We start from the raw sequence: 18954 nt of genomic DNA on the forward strand, positions 1-18954 counted from the left end.
GCCAGCTGACCGCTACCCTCCTGATCTTTTGGCATCAAAACCTTCTTTTTTAAGATGATCGACCATGATATCCACATGATCTCCCTGCAGTTCAATATTGCCATCTTTGACAGCTCCACCACCTCCGCTACGTTTCTTCAGCTGTTTGGCAAAGGCTTTTAAATCGTTTCCAGCCATTGGCAACCCACTGATGACCGTTACCATCTTTCCACCTCTTCCCTTTTTCTCCGGGCGAACACGGACATTGCCATCACCAACCACCTCTGGCTTAGTCACTTCTTCCTTAACTCGACCAACATCCGTGGAATAGACCAGCTTGCTTTGTGAGTTACGCTGATAGTTGCTCATCACCAACCTCTGGATTCAGAAAGTCATCTTTTTAACGTCTGCACTGACCATTGTCGAGCACTAAAAAAACCAACATTAAATGTTGGTTTTTTTAGTGCCATGGGGGAATGTGGAATCAGGCGCCGCCGGTTAAAATATTGTTTTTAACGGCTGAGGATAAAGACTGAGCCCTTTCAACTTCGCCAGAACTTCCTACATTAGCGACTTCATCAGAGACCTGACGCTCCTTGCGCATCCTGCCAGCTTCATCCGTTCCCATTAGTGCTTTTCTGAGGTTCTCATCCGATTGCGCCTGCATCTCGAGCCTATGCATGTAACGCTTGAATTCCTCCGGACTCATAGGTTCATGAGAGTATGGATGTATTGGACGCCCCTGCCCATCTTCCTTGGGAATTATATCTGCAGGGTTTGGCTTCTGGAAAACTATACCACTGCTTAAACCATTTATTTGCTCAGACATCCTTTTCTCCTTCCTTGACTACTTTTCTGGATTATCAGATTTGAGATTTGAGCATTACTCCTGTGGCCTAATCTGAAGTTATGAAAAACATCAAAACTAACTATCAGTTTAGCCGACTCTAGTTAAGCAACGGGTTTCCATGGAAAATCAGAAAATAAAAAACATGAAAATCAAAAAGTTATAACCAACAGCCCATAAAATCAAAACCTCCTTATCCTGGAGGTTTTTTGAAAGTAATTTAGAGTACGGGGCTAATCAGGAACAGGCCTCAGCTATCTTTAAGCCAGCCATTTTGGACAGAAATATCAATCTGTTCAAGGACATAGGTCCACAGCTTTGGCGCCAGTTTTTCCAAGTACTGATTACGCTTCAACACCTGGCTGCGGGTAACCTGATACTTTGCCCAGGTACCACCCTCATTGTCCATATTTTGAATCACTGGTAACAGGCAATCCATGGCTTTTGCAAAACGGGCATCGGGAGTTTCCACCTGTTCAAACTCCAGCCAGAGCGCTTTAAACTCCTCTGCCTGCGCCTCGGGTAAAAGGCCGAATAGTCGCTCAGCGGCTTGCATTTCCTTTGCGCCCTGACCGGACAATTCACTACTCTCGGCAAAGGCAAACGTATCACCCGCATCAATCTCAACAATATCATGAAGAAGCAGCATGTTAATGACACGGCAAATATCGACAGGCTCCTCTGCATACTCTTTGAGAGCCAGAGCTTGTACGGCAATATGCCAGCTATGCTCAGCGCTGTTTTCCTGCCGGTTGTTATCAGGCTTTACCATGGTTTTTCTATAAACAGCCTTGAGCTTATCCAGCTCCCTTAGAAAAAACAGTTGCTGCCCAAGCTTTGAAGAGATTTCAAACATATGCCTTGAACCATATTACTAATTTAGAGTCAAAGAGAGTAAATCCTAACAGATCACCTAAAAGGCTGCGAACCTCTTCACCATTTAAATCAAATAGTTACACACCAAGAAAAACACAAAGCCAAACTAAAACCATAAAACTGATGCTTCTGAAATTTCCAGAAACGACTGAAGAAACAGAGCCGGGAAAAAATAGATGAGCGGATCGATTTCCGTACAAAACTACAGTAATTCTTCTTTGATTCTGTATCCAGAGACTGAAAATAACGAAGAAAATGATGCCGCTATTGAAGCTAATTCCAGTACGGCCTCTGAAAAGCAAACTGAAAACCAGACATCGCCTGGAGAAACAACCGTAATCACTGACAGAAAATGTGAAGTTATTGAAGAACCAGAAACCTTTCTCTCCAAAGCCAAACGATTGTTGTCAAAAATCCCGACTATTCTTTGTATTCCTTTGAGAGTAGGTACCACTTTACTGAATGTAGGTATTTTTGCCGGTTATTACGTTACTGTTATGGCCATTACCGGTGTTGGCGCTTTAACAGGAGCCCTGACTGGATTGGCCTCAAAAATAAAAGCCCGCTTTTCTTCAACCCCATCTCAGAAATCGTTGAAAGACTACACCGTTAGCTATGCGAAAAATACGTTTGAGCTGATGATCTTTCCTTATGAACAACTTCCTGAGAAATTTAAAGGCTCAATCTTTCCAGCTATTTCAGGGGCAGCGCTTTTCCTTTTTGAAACCCTGGCAATCCCGGGTAAGAGGATACCAATCGAAGTGTATGAAAAGGTTTGCTCTAAAACATATACCGCAACCAAACCCTACAAAGCTATCACTGACATGACCGTTCATATCATTGATATGACGAAAAGCTTCATTCAAGGTTGATACCGTCTATTTGCTAAAAAAGGTTTGAAAAGGCATTCGAGTTTTTGGTTAAAGAGCTGGAATATCAGCAGCCGTTCATACGAAAAATATGGTTAGCTGCTCAAGGGGCGTTATCCATTAGGCATGATGCCAATTGATAACGCCCTAATATTAATCACCCCTGCTCAAGCAAACGGCGTAGATCAATTATGGCCGCATTCGCTCTGGAAATGTAATTAGCCATTACAAGAGAGTGATTGGCCAGAAAACCAAAGCCAGAACCATTGAGAATCATTGGGCTCCATACAGTATCCTGAGTTGCCTCCAGTTCACGGATAATCTGCCGGACACTGACGGTCGCGTTCTTTTTGTCCAAAACATCAGCAAAATCCACTTCGACCGCCCTGAGAAGATGTATCAGAGCCCATGACGTCCCACGAGCTTCATAGAAAACGTCATCAATCTGAGACCAGGGCGTTTTCACATCAACCAGAACCACACTATCAGTAGACGGCGCTGCACCAGCATCACCTGCCAGATCCGTATTCAGTCGAGGTTTACCGACACTGGCACTCAGCCGTTGAGAAAGGCTACCCAGGCGCGTCTCTACATCACCCAGCCAACGGGTCAGATTATCAGCACGGGCGTAAAACTGAGCAGAGTCACCGGGGTCTGACAATCGTTGCATATAGCTTTGCAGTTTATTAATACCGCGCTGATATTCACGCTCACTGGACGGCAAAATCCAGCTTCTGGCATCAAAATTAAATTGAGGCTCGGCAACCGACAGGTCAGGATCTTCACGTGACTGAGACTGAGAGCGGCTGAAATCCTTACGGAGAGCTCTGGCCATATCCCGAACCTGAATCAGCACACCAACTTCCCAATTCGGCATGTTATCCATCAGCACGCCTGGAGGCATGATATCGTTACGCAGGAAACCACCCGGTTTATTCAGCAGCGTATCTGCCAGAGAATACAATGTTGCTGTTGTGGTATAGCCTGTCACAACTTTCTGGCCATTGTCTGTTGCTACTTTTTCAGCATTGGCTTGCACCGAAAATAGCTCAGGCTCCTGACTCCAGTACCACCCTATGAGAGAGAGAAGCAGTATCAGGATACCAGCCCCAACCAACAGAGCTTTACCGTGAACAAGCACGGATATATTTTGAATGCCCGACTGAAAGGTCGCTTTTATCTTTTCCAGCGCCATAATCTCCTCGTTCGTCACCGCTCAGGCTCGTTATCCTGAATATGGCGTTCCAAAATGGATGCGCTTATTGAGTAGCCATTATCCTCTAATAATGCGGGTTGTGCGAGCACCTACTGAATTCGTCCGGTAAGTTGTGCAGAAAAAACATGATAGCCATATAGAAACAGGTGCAGGCGCTCACAACGATTCAGGACGCCCAAGATAGTAACCCTGCCCACCCGCAACCCCCAGCTGCTTTAAAGCCTCCCACTCTTCCTCACTTTCAATGCCTTGAGCAAGCACACCTATATCCCTGGACTCAGCCAGCATCGAAAGAGTTCTGATATAAAGCTGATTTTCGTAACTGGAAGTAATCTCTCTGGCAAAACTGCCATCCACCTTTAAGTAGTGGGCATTAATAATCTGAAGAAAGGTCAGAGCCTGACTGGCAACCCCAAAGTGATCAATAGAGAACTGGCATCCTGTTTCAACCAGCTTATCCACTCGCTCAGCTACCCTATCGCCCACAAGCAACAGTGTCCGCTCAGGTGTTTCAAGAATTAAACGTCTGGCCAGGTCCTGACGAAGCTTGAGAGCATCCAGTAACCAGTGATAGAAATCATCATCCACCAGTGAATAAGGAGAGATATTCAGGCAGTAGAGCTGATAATCGTCTCGCTCATCAATATAATCAGCAAGCGTAAAAAATACGGCTCGATCAAACTCGGCATAAAGGTCATAGCGCTCGACAATGGGCAAGAAAGAGTCCGCAGGTACAAGATCACCATCCAAATTCAGTCGAGCAAGTACTTCTGTAAATGCGACATCACCATTAATGTCCAGAACCGGCTGCCCATACAGCTCAATATTTCCCTGTGACATCAAGGCTTCCAGCTTTTCGAGCCACTGTTTATCACTCCACCGCATGTATGGATAGGCAGTCTCACCACTGACATCTGAAACATCCCAGCAATTCTTCACCCAGACCTCGAGTTCGAGCAATTGCTTGTCACCATGATCCAGAAGGAACTCTGGCTTACAGAGCCCCTGGTGAGTCACCGACGCAATATGCAAACAGTTGCTGCCTTCGGCAGTGGAGAAAAACTCCATAGAAGCCAGAACCCGGAAAAGCAGCTCGGTAATCCTGCGATTTTCACTCATACCACAGGCTGGCACAAAAACCGTAAAACTCGAACCACTTCTCCTGCCAGAAAAAGCCTCCGGCCATGGCAACAGGGTTTTACCAATCCAGTGGCTGATATTGACCAATAACTCATCGACAAACTTCTGGCCATGATTCCGGTTCAACAGCTCCAACTCCCTGACCTGAATCATAATAAGGCTTCCGCCTGCTCCACCGGTCTCTTCACTCAAAGCGGTATTCATCCGACTTTTGAAGGCCTTACGATTCAGTATTCCTGTCAGGGGATCTTTAACGGATTTGCGACGCAGTTCCTCAGTTAGAGCCACTTTTTCAGAGAAGGCTTTTTCCAACTTCCCGGCCATCCGATTCATTGCCTGAACAACTCTGCGTAGATCACGAGTCTTTGGAAGCTCTGGCTGGATTTCAAAATGCCGCTCACAAATTCGGTTTGCCTGATGCTCCATCCTTTTCAAAGGCCGAAGTACAGCACCCAAAAGAATATTTAAACCGATGATGGCAAACAACAAACCTGCACTGAATAGCAGTGCATCGCCGCTAACCTTGGACCAGAGACTCCGATAGGCATAACCTGGATGGCTGGCCACCAGAAGCTGTCCGATTGGTACCCAGCCGCTGTTAATCTCACTGGTCACTTCCGGAGCCTCCAGATCCACCAGTTTCACAAACCAGTCAGGAACCCCTTCCAGAGTGACAGGGTGCTCACTGTTCACAAGCACATTGCCAGACATATCCACAAAGCGAATCTGGCGGTAATAGCCATGATCGAACACCGCATCAATCATCGAGTCAACTGTGGCAACGTTATCAACACCGGTTGAAGCAATGGCAACCCCTAGAGAGGTTGCAGTATCCTGAGCATGGGAATCCAACTGTTCCTGTAAATAATGGCGGGCATCGCTTACCGTCAACGCAAAGCTGCCGGCAAACAGCAGAATCAAAAGCAGCGTTAACGATAGAGCCAGTTCACGAAGTAGTGTCATGGTGGCATCCCTGCACTTTCGTTTGGAGGGGTAGCAAAATCATTAGCTATTCCCCTCATTCAGTTTTCCCTGGCTATTTGATTTCTGCAGGCGCCTTCGCAGCTCAGTCCAGGTTTTGATTTTGCTTGACTCTCCAACTCTGACCCCTTCCCCGCGCTGACGGGATAACCAGAGCCCATCCCCATTAAAATTATACACAGGCACCAGGTCTTTTCGATTACTGGCAGGTCGAATCTCACTGATCAGGTTATCCAGAATCAATGGTTCCTCTCCCGGGCTAGCAAAGTAACTGAGTACCATGTGGGCCTGATCAAGCTCTACAGCCTTGACATAAGTAATCCTTAACTTCTCGTCAGAGACCCCCATCTCACGAAGCGTAAAATACTTGGCAATTGAGAAGTCCTCACAATCGCCAGCGCCACTGGCCAGGAATTCCACAGGGGTCGCCCAGAAATCCTCTTCACCCCAGTGGTCAATATCATTCATAAAACGCATCCGGTTAAAAAAGTCATTCACCTCAACCAGTTTTTGCGGCTCAGACAGATTCTGGCTATAAGTCATCAAATTCTGCCAGTGGTTAAGCCTCTCAACCGCTGCTATACCATAAAGGCTTCTGGCACTTTCGATTAATGCGTTGCCCACAACCAGATCCCCAGCCAATACGACAGCAAAGAACAAATGTCCCCATTTGGATGGAAGAAAGTGAAGTAGCATCCAGAATATTACCAACTGATTCCTGATCCTATATAGAATCGGCCGCGCTAAGGGAGTACTGTAAGGAAAAACCGTCAAAAGACGATAACAGGGTTGGCGGCTGACGAATTCTATGCGTATAATCCAATCCGCTTTACAGGGCCTATAGCTCAGTTGGTTAGAGCAGCGGACTCATAATCCGTTGGTCCCAGGTTCAAGTCCTGGTGGGCCCACCATTCAATTGTATTATTTCATGAGCAAAAGGATTGTGATATCAAGCTCCTTGCTGCTCACCCCAAACACACGTTCTGATTTAAGCTTTAACAAAGCACTCCGATACATCGAGCCCTGCCCTAAGATTTTTCCTTGTATTCATAGCTGTAAACTATTGATAGGCTAGCCATCAGATTATATGCTGCCTCTCAATCCAAGGAAGCATGAGTCACGTTTGAATGCGCTCATTAAGCAGAAAAAACAACCAGTGCTCGACACCATCATCCAAAAACGAAGAAAAATCAGGAAATATTGATTACCTTGATACTCCGACATGCATGTTGCACAGAGAAACTTCGGAGACGCTCATCAACAAAAGATCTTCCACCTGGAATAAAATACTTGAAAGAATAAAGAACTTATTATTTTCAAAATAATACCCATGCCATAAGACTTCACCTTTTCTCTGAGTCAGCCATAATCGATAACCGAAGAATTTTAAGTGTTCTGACTCAGAACGCATGATCAAGCTCAATGGAAAAAAGCAGAATATAAAGGAAAATCTGATAGAGGCTCTTTCTTACAATCATTGGTACAGAACTAAATAATCAAGTTCTCACTGCCATTCTTAAATTGGAATTAAATGAAAACGATTCTTTGTTTTGGCGATTCAAATACCTGGGGAGCCATACCCGGAGAAAATCGCAGATACAGTCATCAGGAACGATGGCCAGCGTTGTTAAGAGGTTTGCTCCCTACTGACTGGCATATCATTGAAGAAGGCCAGCCCGGAAGAACCACCGTATTTGATGACCCTTTCGAGGGAAATAAGAATGGTTTGAAATATTTAAGACCATGCCTGGAGTCCCATCATCCTGACCTCGTCGTCATCATGCTGGGTACAAATGATCTAAAGCACCGATTTGGGCTTTCAGCCAGTGACATATCCCGTGGTGCTGCTCGATTGGTTGAAGAAGTATATCAATTCACATCATTAGCCATAGATAAACACCCAAAAGTTCTATTGGTTGCACCGCCTCCGGTAAAAGAGGCTGGACCTCATAGAGATATGTTTATTGGTGCGGAGGAAAAATCGAAAGCGTTGGCAAAATTTTATGCATTGCGTGCCGATGAATTGAAGTGTGCTTTTTTTGATGCAGGCTTTGTTGTTGAGTCCTGTCCGATTGAAGGTATTCACTGGCAGGTTGAGCAGCATAAAAATATGGCTTCAGCTGTCTCGATTAAAATTCTTTCATTATTTAGCTAACTCTTCTGCACCGTTGATCCATTCTTTATCAGCCATTCCAAACTCATTAAAAAGCCCCATTACCATTAGGTAACGGGGCTTGATGGGGACAGTCTTTTCAACTTATACGCAGCGGTTCATATGCTCCATAAAACCGGCTGCCTGCATTTTTGCAACGACATCTTCTTTCTGTTCTGCAGTCAGCGCACGAATTGGCTGACGTGGGTCACCCACATCAATGCCATGCAACGCCATGGCGGCTTTACCTGCTGCAACACCACCGTATTGAACCAGAACACGAATCAGCGCGATAACCTTGTTCATCAAAGTGCTGACTGTTTCCTGATCACCACGGTTAAAGGCATCAATAATATCGAGATACAAAGGAGCAGCGTAATTGTAAGTACTGCCAACAGCGCCAATGGCACCAACAGCCAGACCACCTGGCAGGAACTCATCAACACCAAAAGGAATATCAAATTTGCCTTCGCACACACGAACACAACGCTGGAATTCATAAAGGTCAACATGGTTGAACTTGATACCCGCCAGATTTGGAATCACCTTATCGGCTTTTTCAAGGAACTGTTCCATGTCGTGCATTACACCAGACATACCGGAATGGTAGTAATAGAAGGCCTTGCTCGGTGCGGCAGCAGCAATCTTGGCACAGTAATCTACCAGGTCATCGACAGAGCCTGGCTTGAAAAAACACGGAGCGATAACCGATGTAGCAAAAATATCCAGAGTTTCTGCATGGCGTGTTAATTCAAGCGTATCTGCAATAGACAAAGCACCGGTATGAAGAGTAATGCTCAGTTGTCCTTTTGACGCAGCTACCCAGCGTTCAGCAACCGCTTTACGCTCTTCAACAGAGCAGTTAACCCCTTCTCCAGTGGTACCGCAGACATAAACACCACGGACGCCCTGCTTAATCAGAAGTGTAGCAATCTGATCAATCACAGGCAGGTTCACATCACCATTGGCATCAAAAGGGGTATGAGGTGCGGCAATCAGGCCTTCAAGCTTATTCATTATGGTTTCCATTTCTCTTTACAGCATTGAAATGTTCAACATCAATTAAACGACGTTGAATTAATATTTATAAAGACGCTAGTCGACCAGCAACTTTGGCTACAATCTTTTTCACGGGAACGCTGTCATCACCACACTGCAGACCCACCAGGTGAGGTTCCCCGGGAAGAAATACAGCAAACCAGCCAGCCTTTAATACAAACTGAGTCTGAATATTTCCCTGATACAGAATCGCATCACCTTCGGCATCATATGCCTTGGTTACTTCCAGCAGGCTTTCTTCATTATGTCCAATGACCTCTTCACCAGAGATCATCAAATGAACGTCAATGTACTCTTTATGGGATTCAAAGAAGCAATCCGACTCCAGTTTGCTGTTGTATGCATTGCAATTGAGGAATAACGTCTTCTCATCAATCACAATCTGGCCAGGTTCAAAGGTTTCAGAAGTAACAGGTGCCATTGCTTCCAGCGCGCCATAGAGCCAGGGTAAACCGCGGTACTTCTCTTTATTGCTGATATGATCAAAAATCATGAAATCACTCTCCAACGGTCGATATAAAAAACTCGTAATTCTTTTTTATTGAGCGGCACATTCTTGAGAAGCCTGTTCTTGCTCGGCCCAGAGTGCCGCACCTTTCAGGCCCGCTTCATGGCCCAGTTGAGCCAGCTGGAGATCAACCTGAAACAAGGGTGGTTGCTGCTCCATAAAATGATGAACTCTTTCCAGATAACCTTCAGCAAGACCAACACTGCCACCAATCACGGCAACTTCTATATCCAATAGCGCTCTCAAATTCCCCAGAAGCTCTGCTATGGCTTGAGCGGAACGATCAATAACCATCCGGGCATCCTGCTCACCCTGGTGGTAACGTTCAAAAACGGCTTTTGCATCCAGGTCGGTTTTATAAAGATCACTGGCTAACTGGCCAATTGCGGTGCCTGAGGCTAATGCTTCAACACACCCTGAACGCCCACACCCGCACGTCGGGCCATTAACATCCAGCGTCATATGTCCAGCATGCCCCGCCAGACCACTCATACCTGTCAGTAATTCCCCATTAATGATCAGACCTGCCCCAACCCCAGTAGAAACGGTGATGAACGCCATATTTCTGCAATTCTTTTCAGCTAACTGGCAATATTCTCCCCAGGCTGCTGCCTGGGCATCATTCAAGAGTTTGACCGGTAGACCACTGATATTTTCGAGAACAGATTGCAGAGGAAAGTCATTCAGCCCTCCCAGATTGTCAGGATTAACGGCAGTTAACCGCCCCTGATTGATAATGCCGGTAGATGCCACAACAATGGAGGTAGCCTTTGAAAGTAACGGAGTGATCAACTGCTCAAGAGCAACAATGAGATCACTGGCTGCTCCACTTTTTGGAGTACTGGCTCGCCGCCCATCGATAAGATTACTGTCGCTTATTAAGGATGCAGAAAGCTTGGTGCCACCAATATCAATCGCAATAATCATGACTACCCTTCACTACTTTTCTACAATCAGAGAGGCTTCATCAATGGCATCGCAGAACCATTGGCAAATATGCTCAACACGAGTAATGGCTGAACCCACGGTAACGCAGTAGGCACCTTCACTGATTGCCTTGCTGGCTAGCTCTGGCTGATTAAAACGACCTTCAGCGACCACTTGATAACCACGCTCAGCCAGATCACGAATCAATTGATAATCAGGTTCTTTGGGAACAGGACCACCGGTATACCCGGACATCGTTGTTCCAATCAGCTCCACTCCCATTTCGGCAGCCAGAATTCCATCTTCGAGCGTGGCGCAGTCAGCCATGGCTATACATCCGGAGCGATGGATGGCTGCTACCAACTCTGATGTAGCAACCGGACGCTTTCTTTGAGTCGCGTCATAGGCAATAACCTTTGCTCCGGCCTCAGCCAGCGCATAAACATCCTCCAGAAATGGCGTAATCCGAACTTCACTGTCTGGTAAGTCACGCTTCACAATACCTACAACAGGAATATCAAGTACTTTGGCAACCTCTGCTACATTGATAACACCCTGTATCCTTACCGCAGCGGCTCCTCCCTCTCGACAAGCCAGAGCCATTCGGGTAATGGCTTCAGGCGTGTCCATAGGACCGTTATCAACGGGCTGGCATGAAGCGATCAATTGATGATCCAGCTGCTTCAGAATGTATTTTTTATCCATTTTGGTTACCAATGCACAATACTTGCTACTAACTCAGAGACTGAAAAATGGTCTTCAAGGCACAGTTATCTTTAAGAAAATGAACATGAAGTAATATTTCGCTCTAAATATATCCATGAAGTAATACTACAGCAAGCAATTTTATTGTGCATGATTTTTTCAACGATTTTTCTGTATTTTTACAAAGGTAAGTCACCTTCAAGTCATAGCAATTTATCTGAAAAATATGTTATCTGGTTCACAAAAAAGTAGGAATGACTGACCGCTTTACGTTACATTCTGCAATATTATTTCAGGCCATTGAGGTGCCGTTGACAGGATTCTGTCAACGGCACCTCAATTCACTCCATGATCCGGGAACTACTGTCCACTGGGTGTTGCTTACTGCCTCTCTGGTAATTCCGAGTCTGTGTGATGTGTCGCAAAAACTTTGTTTACTATGGATAGGGAGAATTTTGATGTCTTCACCCACAATAAAAGCTTCAGCGGGAGAGAACGTGCTCGCCAAGCTGCGTGGCCGAAAAATGCACTTATCCCCTGCCCTGATGAAAGTGGCTGAATATGTGATCAATGAGCCCCATAAAGTCATCCACCAGACACTGGTCGATCTGGCAGATAACTCCGGGTCCAGTGAAGCCAGTGTCGTGCGCTTTTGCCGTGATGCCGGTTATAGCAGCTTTGCCGCGTTTAAAATTGATCTGTCCATCAGCCTGTTGAAAGAGTCGCCACAAGTTGATGATAACGAAGATGACTGCGTGAAAAGCAGTCTGGCAAGAACCGTTAGCTCCCTTAATGATACCGCGACACTACTGGACAGGGAGTTACTCGATAAAACGGTAGAGTTAATCGGTCAGGCAGATAACATCTACTTTTTTGGTGTTGGAGCATCAGCAACCATCGCCACCTATGGTGAATACCGCATGATGCGCCTTGGCATGAAAACCCGGGCTCTGAATGATATGCACAGCGCTGTCATGACAGCATCCTGTATGAGAAAGAATGATGCTGTTGTCCTGATTTCCGGCAGCGGTAACACTCAGGATGTCATCCATACAGCCTACAAAGCCAAAAAGCAGGGGAGTGCCATTATTGCCATTACCGGCAATACTCGTAGTGAACTCGCCAATATAGCCACACTCACCTTACATACTGCCGTCCCGGAGTCAGCATTCAGTGCTGGAGCTTTTTACTCCAAAGCGGCTCAAATGTTTGTGATTGACCTGATCGCCAACGGTATCCTGGGTAAATATCCAAAACTGAAAGAAGCTGTATCTCGAACTGCAGAGTCCATTGTATTTAGTCAGTAGTACTGAAACTTAAGTTAATTCCCTCCCCCTTTATTCAGGCAGCCTGACCGACCAGGCTGTCTCCTTTCATGCTCATGACACCCCGCTAGAAAGACGTAACCCCTTGTTTATGTATAGCTTTTACTTTCATCATGTAAATATAAGTTAAAGACAACCACACTGAACTGACAACAAATCCACACTTAAGAAAAAAATCTACAATATGACAAAGATCAATGAAATTAAACTTCACTCAATGTCTAATGCCTCCACGAACTAACAAGACCCTGAGGGGAAATGGCAATGAAACAGGATTCAGATTACGGGTTACTGGCCCGACTGCGAAGCCGGTTTGATCACCTTTCTCCTGCATTGGCGAAAATTAATCGGTTTGTAACAGAACATCCGGATACCGTTATTCACCAGACCTTGATTGAGCTGGCAGAAACCTCCGGAGCCAGTGAAGCCAGTGTTGTACGTTTTTGCAGGGATTCCGGCTTTAAAAGTTTCTCTGAGTTTCGAATAGCATTATCAACCAGTCTTGTAATGGACCAGCATGAGCATGCTCTTAATAAGAGTTCTGAAGAACATATCGAGTTTGATATTGCTTCTCTCGACAATGTAGAACTCGGTCTTAAGAAAACCATGGATGCACTGAATGATACTTGCACATTACTGGATATTGACGCATTAACCAAAGCTTCAAATTCAATAATTAATGCAGGTAACCTTTACTTCTTTGGAGTTGGGGCTTCAGCAGTGATAGCCCAATACGGTCAATACCGTCTAATGAGACTTGGTTTTAATACTACCGGACTGACTAATATGCACAGCGCCATTATGACAGTGGCCTGTATGAAAAAAGATGACGTTATTTTATTGATTTCAGGTAGCGGCAATACCCGGGACTTGTTAACGACTGCACAAAAGGCATTAATACAACAAGGGGTTGTCATCGCTATTACAGGCAACCCAAAGAGTGAACTTGCGAAACTTTCCCAGGTTTGTCTCCATACCTCAGTAACAGAAAGTTTTCACAGTGCTGGAGCCTTTTCATCAAAGCTGGCACAGCTCTTTGTAATGGACGCATTGGTTAATAAAATTGTAGAGCAGAGGCCGGAATTAAGGCGAAACTTTGCGCAGACAGCAGAATCAATTGTTTTCAGCCAATGAAAAATATCAAGACTGATTGTAAAAACAATCAATCTGTTTAGAGAACATAAACCTGTTTTGAAGCTACCGTGTTTCAAAAACATTTCGAAAACATTTTGTCTGTGAAGGGGGAATTCACTGACAAAAAATCGGAATGTAAAAACCATGCTGAAACTTTTAAAAAGTTCCGCATAAAAACTGTAGAAAACACACTGAACACACCTGGAGTGAACCAAAATGAAATTCACCAAACTTGCAATGGGTATTGCTCTGGCCATGGCCGCCTCTACTTCTTTTGCAGCCAACTATATTGATGTGGGTGTTGAAGAAAACGAAATCACAATGGATGACGCCCCAGGCCAGAATGGTGATTTTTACCAGACATATGTCGGTTTTAATTTTGAGCCAATCGAAGGATCTCCTTTCCATATCATGGGAACCATGAGCAACCTTCAAGCTGATGCATCTAAAAACCGTGAAGGCTGGAACCGCCTGCGCCGTCAGCTCTATGTAGGTTATAAGTGGAACTTTGGCAACCTGACTTTTGCGCCAATGGCAGGTATTCGTCACCATACCTATGATCATGAAGCCAAAAGACGCGATACTGAAGTGCGTTTCTTCCCAGGCCTGAACTATAAGGTGAGTGACACTACTGATATCTTCTTCGGTGGTTACACATCCCTTATCCCTACACGAAACGTCGATCGTAGTGGTGAAACCTCCGACTACAAAGAATACACCGACTACAAACACGAACTGGAAGTGGGCGTTAAGCAGAAGCTGAGCTGGGGCGACTACTTTAAAGTGGGCGTATTCAATGAATTGGATACGTTTGAAGATCGTATCGGTGCTGGTAAAACAGAAATGGATCAGTGGATGATTCGTCTGGCCTACGGTAGCCAGGTAACTGACGCTCTGTTCCTGGAAGGTATTGCCCGATTCGACGTTCAACGCGATAACGAATATGCAGACGGTATCGTTCGTGATGAGAAGCGGAACCGTTACGGCGTAAACTTTAACTACAAGCTGGATCAGGACTGGAATATCCACGGTATGGCGTATTACCAGACTGAAGACAATAAGGACAGGTTGACAGGTGCTGATGCGCAATACACCAATGAGAAATTTGTTTACTCACTGATGGTACGTCGCAGCTTCTGATAGCAATTCGTTAATCTGATGAAAATCAAGGATGCCTTTAAGCCTTGCTTTAAACAAAAGGCATTCTTGATCCTCCTCTGAAAGGTTAAACACTATTTTTCTTCTATTACAGTGTAAAGGTTCTTGTGAACATCATGAAAAAATCATCACTGGCTAAAGTAACAGCGCTGGCTGCACTGGTGTCTGCATCATCCATGGCAATGGCTTCACAACAATGGCCAGACCTGCCTGAAGGCATTAAAAATGGTGTTGGCGTTCAAGTTGGTAGTGTCGTTTATGTTGGACTTGGCTCTGCTGGTGACTCTTTCTATTCGCTGGATGTAGAAGCGAAAAACCCTCAATGGAAACAGCTGGCCAACTTCAAAGGCTCTGTTCCTGACCAGGCAGCTGCCGCTGCTGCAGACGGCAAAATTTATGTATTGGGTGGCTCCGGCAAGGTTCAGGCTTCAGATAAAGCACCCGTCGTTCTCGATACCGTTCATGCTTATGACATCAAGAAAAACCAATGGTCTGAAGTCAAAACCAAAACCCCTGTTGGAATGCTCGGAGCCTCTGCTTACGCTCTGAATGATCAGGAAATTGTGATCCTCGGAGGTTACAACAAGAACAAGTTTGATACTTATCTATCCGATATTTTAAGCATCGACCAGAAGAAAGACCCAGAGAAGTGGCAAAAAGTCGTTGATGACTTCATGGGCATGACACCTGAAGAGTATCAGTGGAACAAGAAAATCCAGGTGTATAACGTTGCTAAAAACAGCTGGAGCGTGAGAGGTGAAAGCCCATATCTTCCTAACTGTGGCGCTGCTCTGGTTGGTGAAGGCAATGAAATTACCCTGGTCAGCGGTGAAGTAAAACCCGGCCTGCGCACCCCAATGGTGAAGTCGGTCACCATCGAAGGCAAGAGCGCTCAATGGGAAGAGCTCGCACAGCTGCCGACCCCTATTGGAGCAGAACTTCAGGAAGGTGTTGCCGGAGCCTATGCGGGTAACAGCAACGGTGCCCTTCTGGTTGCCGGAGGAGCCAACTTCCACGGCGCTCGTGCCCAGTCTATTCGTGGCCAATGGTTTGCACACGAAGGCTTCCCAAAAGCATGGAACTCTGAAATCTATGCTTATGAAGATGGCGGCTGGAAACAGACGAATACCAAACTACCTGAAGGTTTAGCTTATGGAGCATCCTTTACGACCAGTAAAGGTGTACTAATGGTCGGCGGTGAAGGCTCTGATGGTCAAGGCCGCAGTGATGTTTATATGCTCAGCTACAATGGCTCTGATGTAAAAATCACTAACTGATGACAACATGCCCGGTGCGTTAGCCGGGCATACAACCTGTTTTTAATTGAGAGGAGTTTGCATGGAAAAAAATGGTAACTGAAAATGTTACCCCCCTGAATTGTTCTGGTTTGTGTTAATCAATATTCTGTGTGTTTGGTTTTTTAAAAGACCAAACTTATGGGCTAATTTTTAATTAGCCCTTTTTTTATTTAAAGCTAGGCTTCCTTATTTTATCGCATTAATTATTGTCGATAGGTTTGACCAACCACCAAAATTAAAGAAAAAAATCAAAACCAACTGTTAAAGTTTATGAATCCGCAATAGTAATTATCGTGATAAACTGTACAAAAAATCACACCATAACAATTAAAGCAATTTAATTATTCAATTAATTAAAAAATACAGGCTTAAAAGCGAGAACCAATAACCAGTTTTAATTAAATGTCCGAACACCCCACCTATTGCAGTATTTTTTTGACAATAATCAAATATACGAAAAAAAATTTCATTAAAATAACCCCGAATGAAATTTCCGGATTCATTGGTAATGAGCCACTGAACCAGTGCTAATAAATAGGGGCATAGTCGTGTACAAAAAAGCAATACTGGCGGTTTGTGTGGCGGCAGTTCTGCCGCTAATGGTCGGCTGCGACAACGATGATGACAACACTGCCGTTCAACCACCAAAGCCCCCCATTGACGTGCCTTTACCACCCACGGGCACACCTGGTGAAGTAGGCCCCAGTGATGCACTGCAGACTTTCACCAGCATCGAACTATCTGAACAAAACAATACAATTGCCGATCATGATGAACTCGATCCAGGTGCCGGCTCCATGAGCTTGTCATTTTTCTTTAAAGCACCTGCAACCATGGGGGTTAATCAGGTTGTCCACAAAGGAAACGATATCGGATCTAATCTCGGTTATAACGTCTTTATTCAAGACGATATTATTTACTTCCGCAGTAATATTGCTGGAGCAAGGTCCGATAAAAAGCTGGCACTTGCCGATGTAAACTTTGACCGCAAAGGTTGGAACCATCTGGTTGGCGTGATTAATCAGGAAGGTGACCGTGGAGAGATGGAACTCTGGGTTAACGGGGTAAAGGCAACCCTTCACCATGAAGGTGCTGATTTTGCTAAAGGTACGCTGAATACGACCAGTTCGGTTAACGTGGTACAAAATTCTCGCGGGCAGCAGGTGGATGACCTACGCTTCTTTAACCGGGTGCTGACGGAAGCTGAAGTTCAATCTTTCGTAAATGAAGCCAACCAGCCGCCTACTGCCGGTATTGTTTCTGCATCACTGGGTGGTAAGAAGCACCTGTTTTACGCAGATGTCAGCGACCCTGAAGGCGAGGAACTGAGCTATCGCTGGGAGATGGGTGACGGCACGGTTTATAACGATTTCAGTTTTGAGCATGAATACCAGTACGGTGGCCGGTATACCGTTAAACTGACCGTTACTGACCCGTGGCGGGCACAAGCCGTTTCAGAACGGTTCTATGACATTGAGGGAGAGCCTTCTCCTTATCAGAAGAATATCGTGTTTAACCATGGTGAAGGAGCCTACGCCTGCTACCGTATCCCGATGATTATCAAGTCCGGTAATGGTGATCTACTAGCATTTGTGGAAGGACGTACCAACAGTTGCTACGACTATGGCAACATTGATGTTGTCATGAAACGAAGTTCCGATAACGGAAAAACCTGGGGAGAAACACAGCAGATTGCTGACTTTGGCGATCAGGCGGCCCAAAACATGTCGGCCGTTTATGATGAGTTCTATCCACAGGTGGATGCTGATGGAAATCCGATTCTGGATGAGCATGGCAATCAGAAAATGGGACAGATTGTTCTGGTCTGGAACAATGCCAATGGTAACGAGCACGATGTAGCTTCAGAAAATGCAGAGCGCCGTGCCATGGTCATCACCAGTCTGGATCATGGTAAAACATGGTCTGCAGAAAGGGATATTACCGACGCAGTGCGGGTACCGGATCAAAACATGCATATTCCACCAACAGGACATGCAATCCAATTAACCACACCAGCGGCCGAGACTGATGGAGTTCATGGTCGCCTGTTCTTTGCCGGACAGTACAGTCCTGAAAACCAGTCTTCTGGTGTTTATAACCAGAATTATGCGTTCTGGAGTGATGATCACGGCGAAACCTGGACTCGTGGCACACAAATTCTGGGAGAAAACCTGAACGAAGTGCAAGCCGTTGAGTTGGCTAATGGACACATTATGTTCAACAGCCGTAACTACCGCCCTACTGCCAATCATCGTCGCGCGGTCACCATTACGGAAGACTATGGCATCAGCTATGGCCCAACAATAGACGACGATGAACTTATTACTCCAACCGTGGCCTCTACCATCCTACGTTATACACGGGAAGACACTCACGATAAGAACCGCCTGTTATTCGCCAATCCAGCCAGTATAACCGCACGTGAGCACATGACCGTTCGAATGAGTTATGACGAAGGTGACACCTGGACGGTCTCCAAACAGATCACCGATGGCTTCTCCGCCTATTCAGATCTGGTAATTCAGGAAAATATGGATATCGGCCTGCTCTGGGAAGAAAACAATGGAAGCATCTACGATATCTATTATTCCAGCTTCACTCTGGACTGGCTGACCGATGGTGCAGATACCCTGAAGAAATAACCTTCTGACACCTACCGCAACATGACAGCAGCTTCCTATTCAGGAAGCTGCTCCTTCCAATCCCTCATATTAATCATCCAATACAACTGAAAACCCAGCATCAAAATGTGAACTACACGACATTTTTAATCATCAGAC

General features: G+C 45.5%; 17 protein-coding genes and 1 tRNA gene. 8 read left to right on the forward strand and 10 right to left on the reverse strand.

Translation table 11 applies throughout. The features are described 5' to 3' along the window. Positions 1-12: 12 nt before the first annotated feature. The 3 genes from GV64_RS22395 to GV64_RS22405 form a co-directional block, all read right to left on the reverse strand. Complete coding sequence (locus GV64_RS22395) at positions 13-348, reverse strand: SUI1 family translation initiation factor (protein WP_020581821.1); 336 nt, start codon at positions 346-348, stop codon at positions 13-15. 115 nt (positions 349-463) lie between these two features. Then, positions 464-808: a hypothetical protein gene (locus GV64_RS22400; protein ID WP_020581822.1), complete on the reverse strand. Its 345-nt coding sequence runs from the start codon at positions 806-808 to the stop codon at positions 464-466. A gap of 268 nt (positions 809-1076) precedes the next feature. After that, complete coding sequence (locus GV64_RS22405) at positions 1077-1682, reverse strand: HD domain-containing protein (protein ID WP_020581823.1); 606 nt, start codon at positions 1680-1682, stop codon at positions 1077-1079. A 196-nt stretch (positions 1683-1878) separates the two neighbouring features. Here GV64_RS22405 and GV64_RS22410 point away from each other — a divergent pair, with 196 nt between their 5' ends. After that, entirely contained in the window at positions 1879-2574 is a 696-nt protein-coding gene (locus tag GV64_RS22410) for a hypothetical protein (RefSeq protein ID WP_020581824.1), read from the forward strand. Positions 2575-2728: 154 nt separating this feature from the next. On the opposite strand, the gene GV64_RS22415 is transcribed toward GV64_RS22410, so the two are convergent. The 3 genes from GV64_RS22415 to GV64_RS22425 form a co-directional block, all read right to left on the reverse strand. Continuing rightward, positions 2729-3766, reverse strand: a complete 1038-nt coding sequence (locus GV64_RS22415) for a DUF2333 family protein (RefSeq protein WP_020581825.1) — start codon at positions 3764-3766, stop codon at positions 2729-2731. Positions 3767-3943: 177 nt separating this feature from the next. After that, positions 3944-5890, reverse strand: a complete 1947-nt coding sequence (locus GV64_RS22420; RefSeq protein ID WP_020581826.1) for a bifunctional diguanylate cyclase/phosphodiesterase — start codon at positions 5888-5890, stop codon at positions 3944-3946. Between the two features lie 42 nt (positions 5891-5932). Further along, the gene (locus GV64_RS22425; protein ID WP_020581827.1) at positions 5933-6604 is read right to left on the reverse strand and encodes a transglutaminase-like cysteine peptidase; all 672 of its coding nucleotides are present in this window, start codon (positions 6602-6604) and stop codon (positions 5933-5935) included. Positions 6605-6742: 138 nt separating this feature from the next. On the opposite strand from GV64_RS22425, the gene GV64_RS22430 reads away from it, so the two are divergent. Together GV64_RS22430 and GV64_RS22435 are read left to right on the forward strand one after the other, a co-directional pair. Then, positions 6743-6819: transfer RNA gene (locus GV64_RS22430), tRNA-Ile, on the forward strand. 620 nt (positions 6820-7439) lie between these two features. Continuing rightward, positions 7440-8063: an SGNH/GDSL hydrolase family protein gene (locus GV64_RS22435; RefSeq protein ID WP_020581828.1), complete on the forward strand. Its 624-nt coding sequence runs from the start codon at positions 7440-7442 to the stop codon at positions 8061-8063. 102 nt (positions 8064-8165) lie between these two features. Here the strand turns inward: GV64_RS22435 and GV64_RS22440 are convergent, their stop codons facing one another. From GV64_RS22440 to GV64_RS22455, 4 genes are all read right to left on the reverse strand, one after another. Continuing rightward, positions 8166-9077 (reverse strand): dihydrodipicolinate synthase family protein, encoded by a 912-nt coding sequence (locus tag GV64_RS22440; RefSeq protein WP_020581829.1) that lies wholly within the window; start codon positions 9075-9077, stop codon positions 8166-8168. Positions 9078-9144: 67 nt separating this feature from the next. Then, positions 9145-9612 (reverse strand): YhcH/YjgK/YiaL family protein, encoded by a 468-nt coding sequence (locus tag GV64_RS22445; RefSeq protein ID WP_020581830.1) that lies wholly within the window; start codon positions 9610-9612, stop codon positions 9145-9147. Positions 9613-9657: 45 nt separating this feature from the next. Then, complete coding sequence (locus GV64_RS22450; RefSeq protein WP_020581831.1) at positions 9658-10554, reverse strand: N-acetylmannosamine kinase; 897 nt, start codon at positions 10552-10554, stop codon at positions 9658-9660. A 12-nt stretch (positions 10555-10566) separates the two neighbouring features. Then, positions 10567-11259 (reverse strand): N-acetylmannosamine-6-phosphate 2-epimerase, encoded by a 693-nt coding sequence (locus GV64_RS22455; protein WP_020581832.1) that lies wholly within the window; start codon positions 11257-11259, stop codon positions 10567-10569. A gap of 458 nt (positions 11260-11717) precedes the next feature. Here GV64_RS22455 and GV64_RS22460 point away from each other — a divergent pair, with 458 nt between their 5' ends. The 5 genes from GV64_RS22460 to GV64_RS22480 all read left to right on the forward strand — a co-directional run bounded on the left by GV64_RS22460 (position 11718) and on the right by GV64_RS22480 (position 18816). Then, on the forward strand, positions 11718-12566 hold the full coding sequence (locus GV64_RS22460; RefSeq protein ID WP_020581833.1) for a MurR/RpiR family transcriptional regulator: 849 nt from the start codon (positions 11718-11720) through the stop codon (positions 12564-12566). A 282-nt stretch (positions 12567-12848) separates the two neighbouring features. Further along, positions 12849-13718, forward strand: a complete 870-nt coding sequence (locus GV64_RS22465) for a MurR/RpiR family transcriptional regulator (protein ID WP_020581834.1) — start codon at positions 12849-12851, stop codon at positions 13716-13718. A gap of 216 nt (positions 13719-13934) precedes the next feature. Then, positions 13935-14858: a hypothetical protein gene (locus tag GV64_RS22470; RefSeq protein WP_020581835.1), complete on the forward strand. Its 924-nt coding sequence runs from the start codon at positions 13935-13937 to the stop codon at positions 14856-14858. A 134-nt stretch (positions 14859-14992) separates the two neighbouring features. After that, the gene (locus GV64_RS22475; RefSeq protein ID WP_020581836.1) at positions 14993-16153 is read left to right on the forward strand and encodes an N-acetylneuraminate epimerase; all 1161 of its coding nucleotides are present in this window, start codon (positions 14993-14995) and stop codon (positions 16151-16153) included. Positions 16154-16722: 569 nt separating this feature from the next. After that, positions 16723-18816 (forward strand): exo-alpha-sialidase, encoded by a 2094-nt coding sequence (locus GV64_RS22480; RefSeq protein ID WP_026258163.1) that lies wholly within the window; start codon positions 16723-16725, stop codon positions 18814-18816. Positions 18817-18954 lie beyond the last annotated feature (138 nt).

The organism is Endozoicomonas elysicola (assembly GCF_000710775.1).
GTDB classification, from domain to species: domain Bacteria; phylum Pseudomonadota; class Gammaproteobacteria; order Pseudomonadales; family Endozoicomonadaceae; genus Endozoicomonas; species Endozoicomonas elysicola.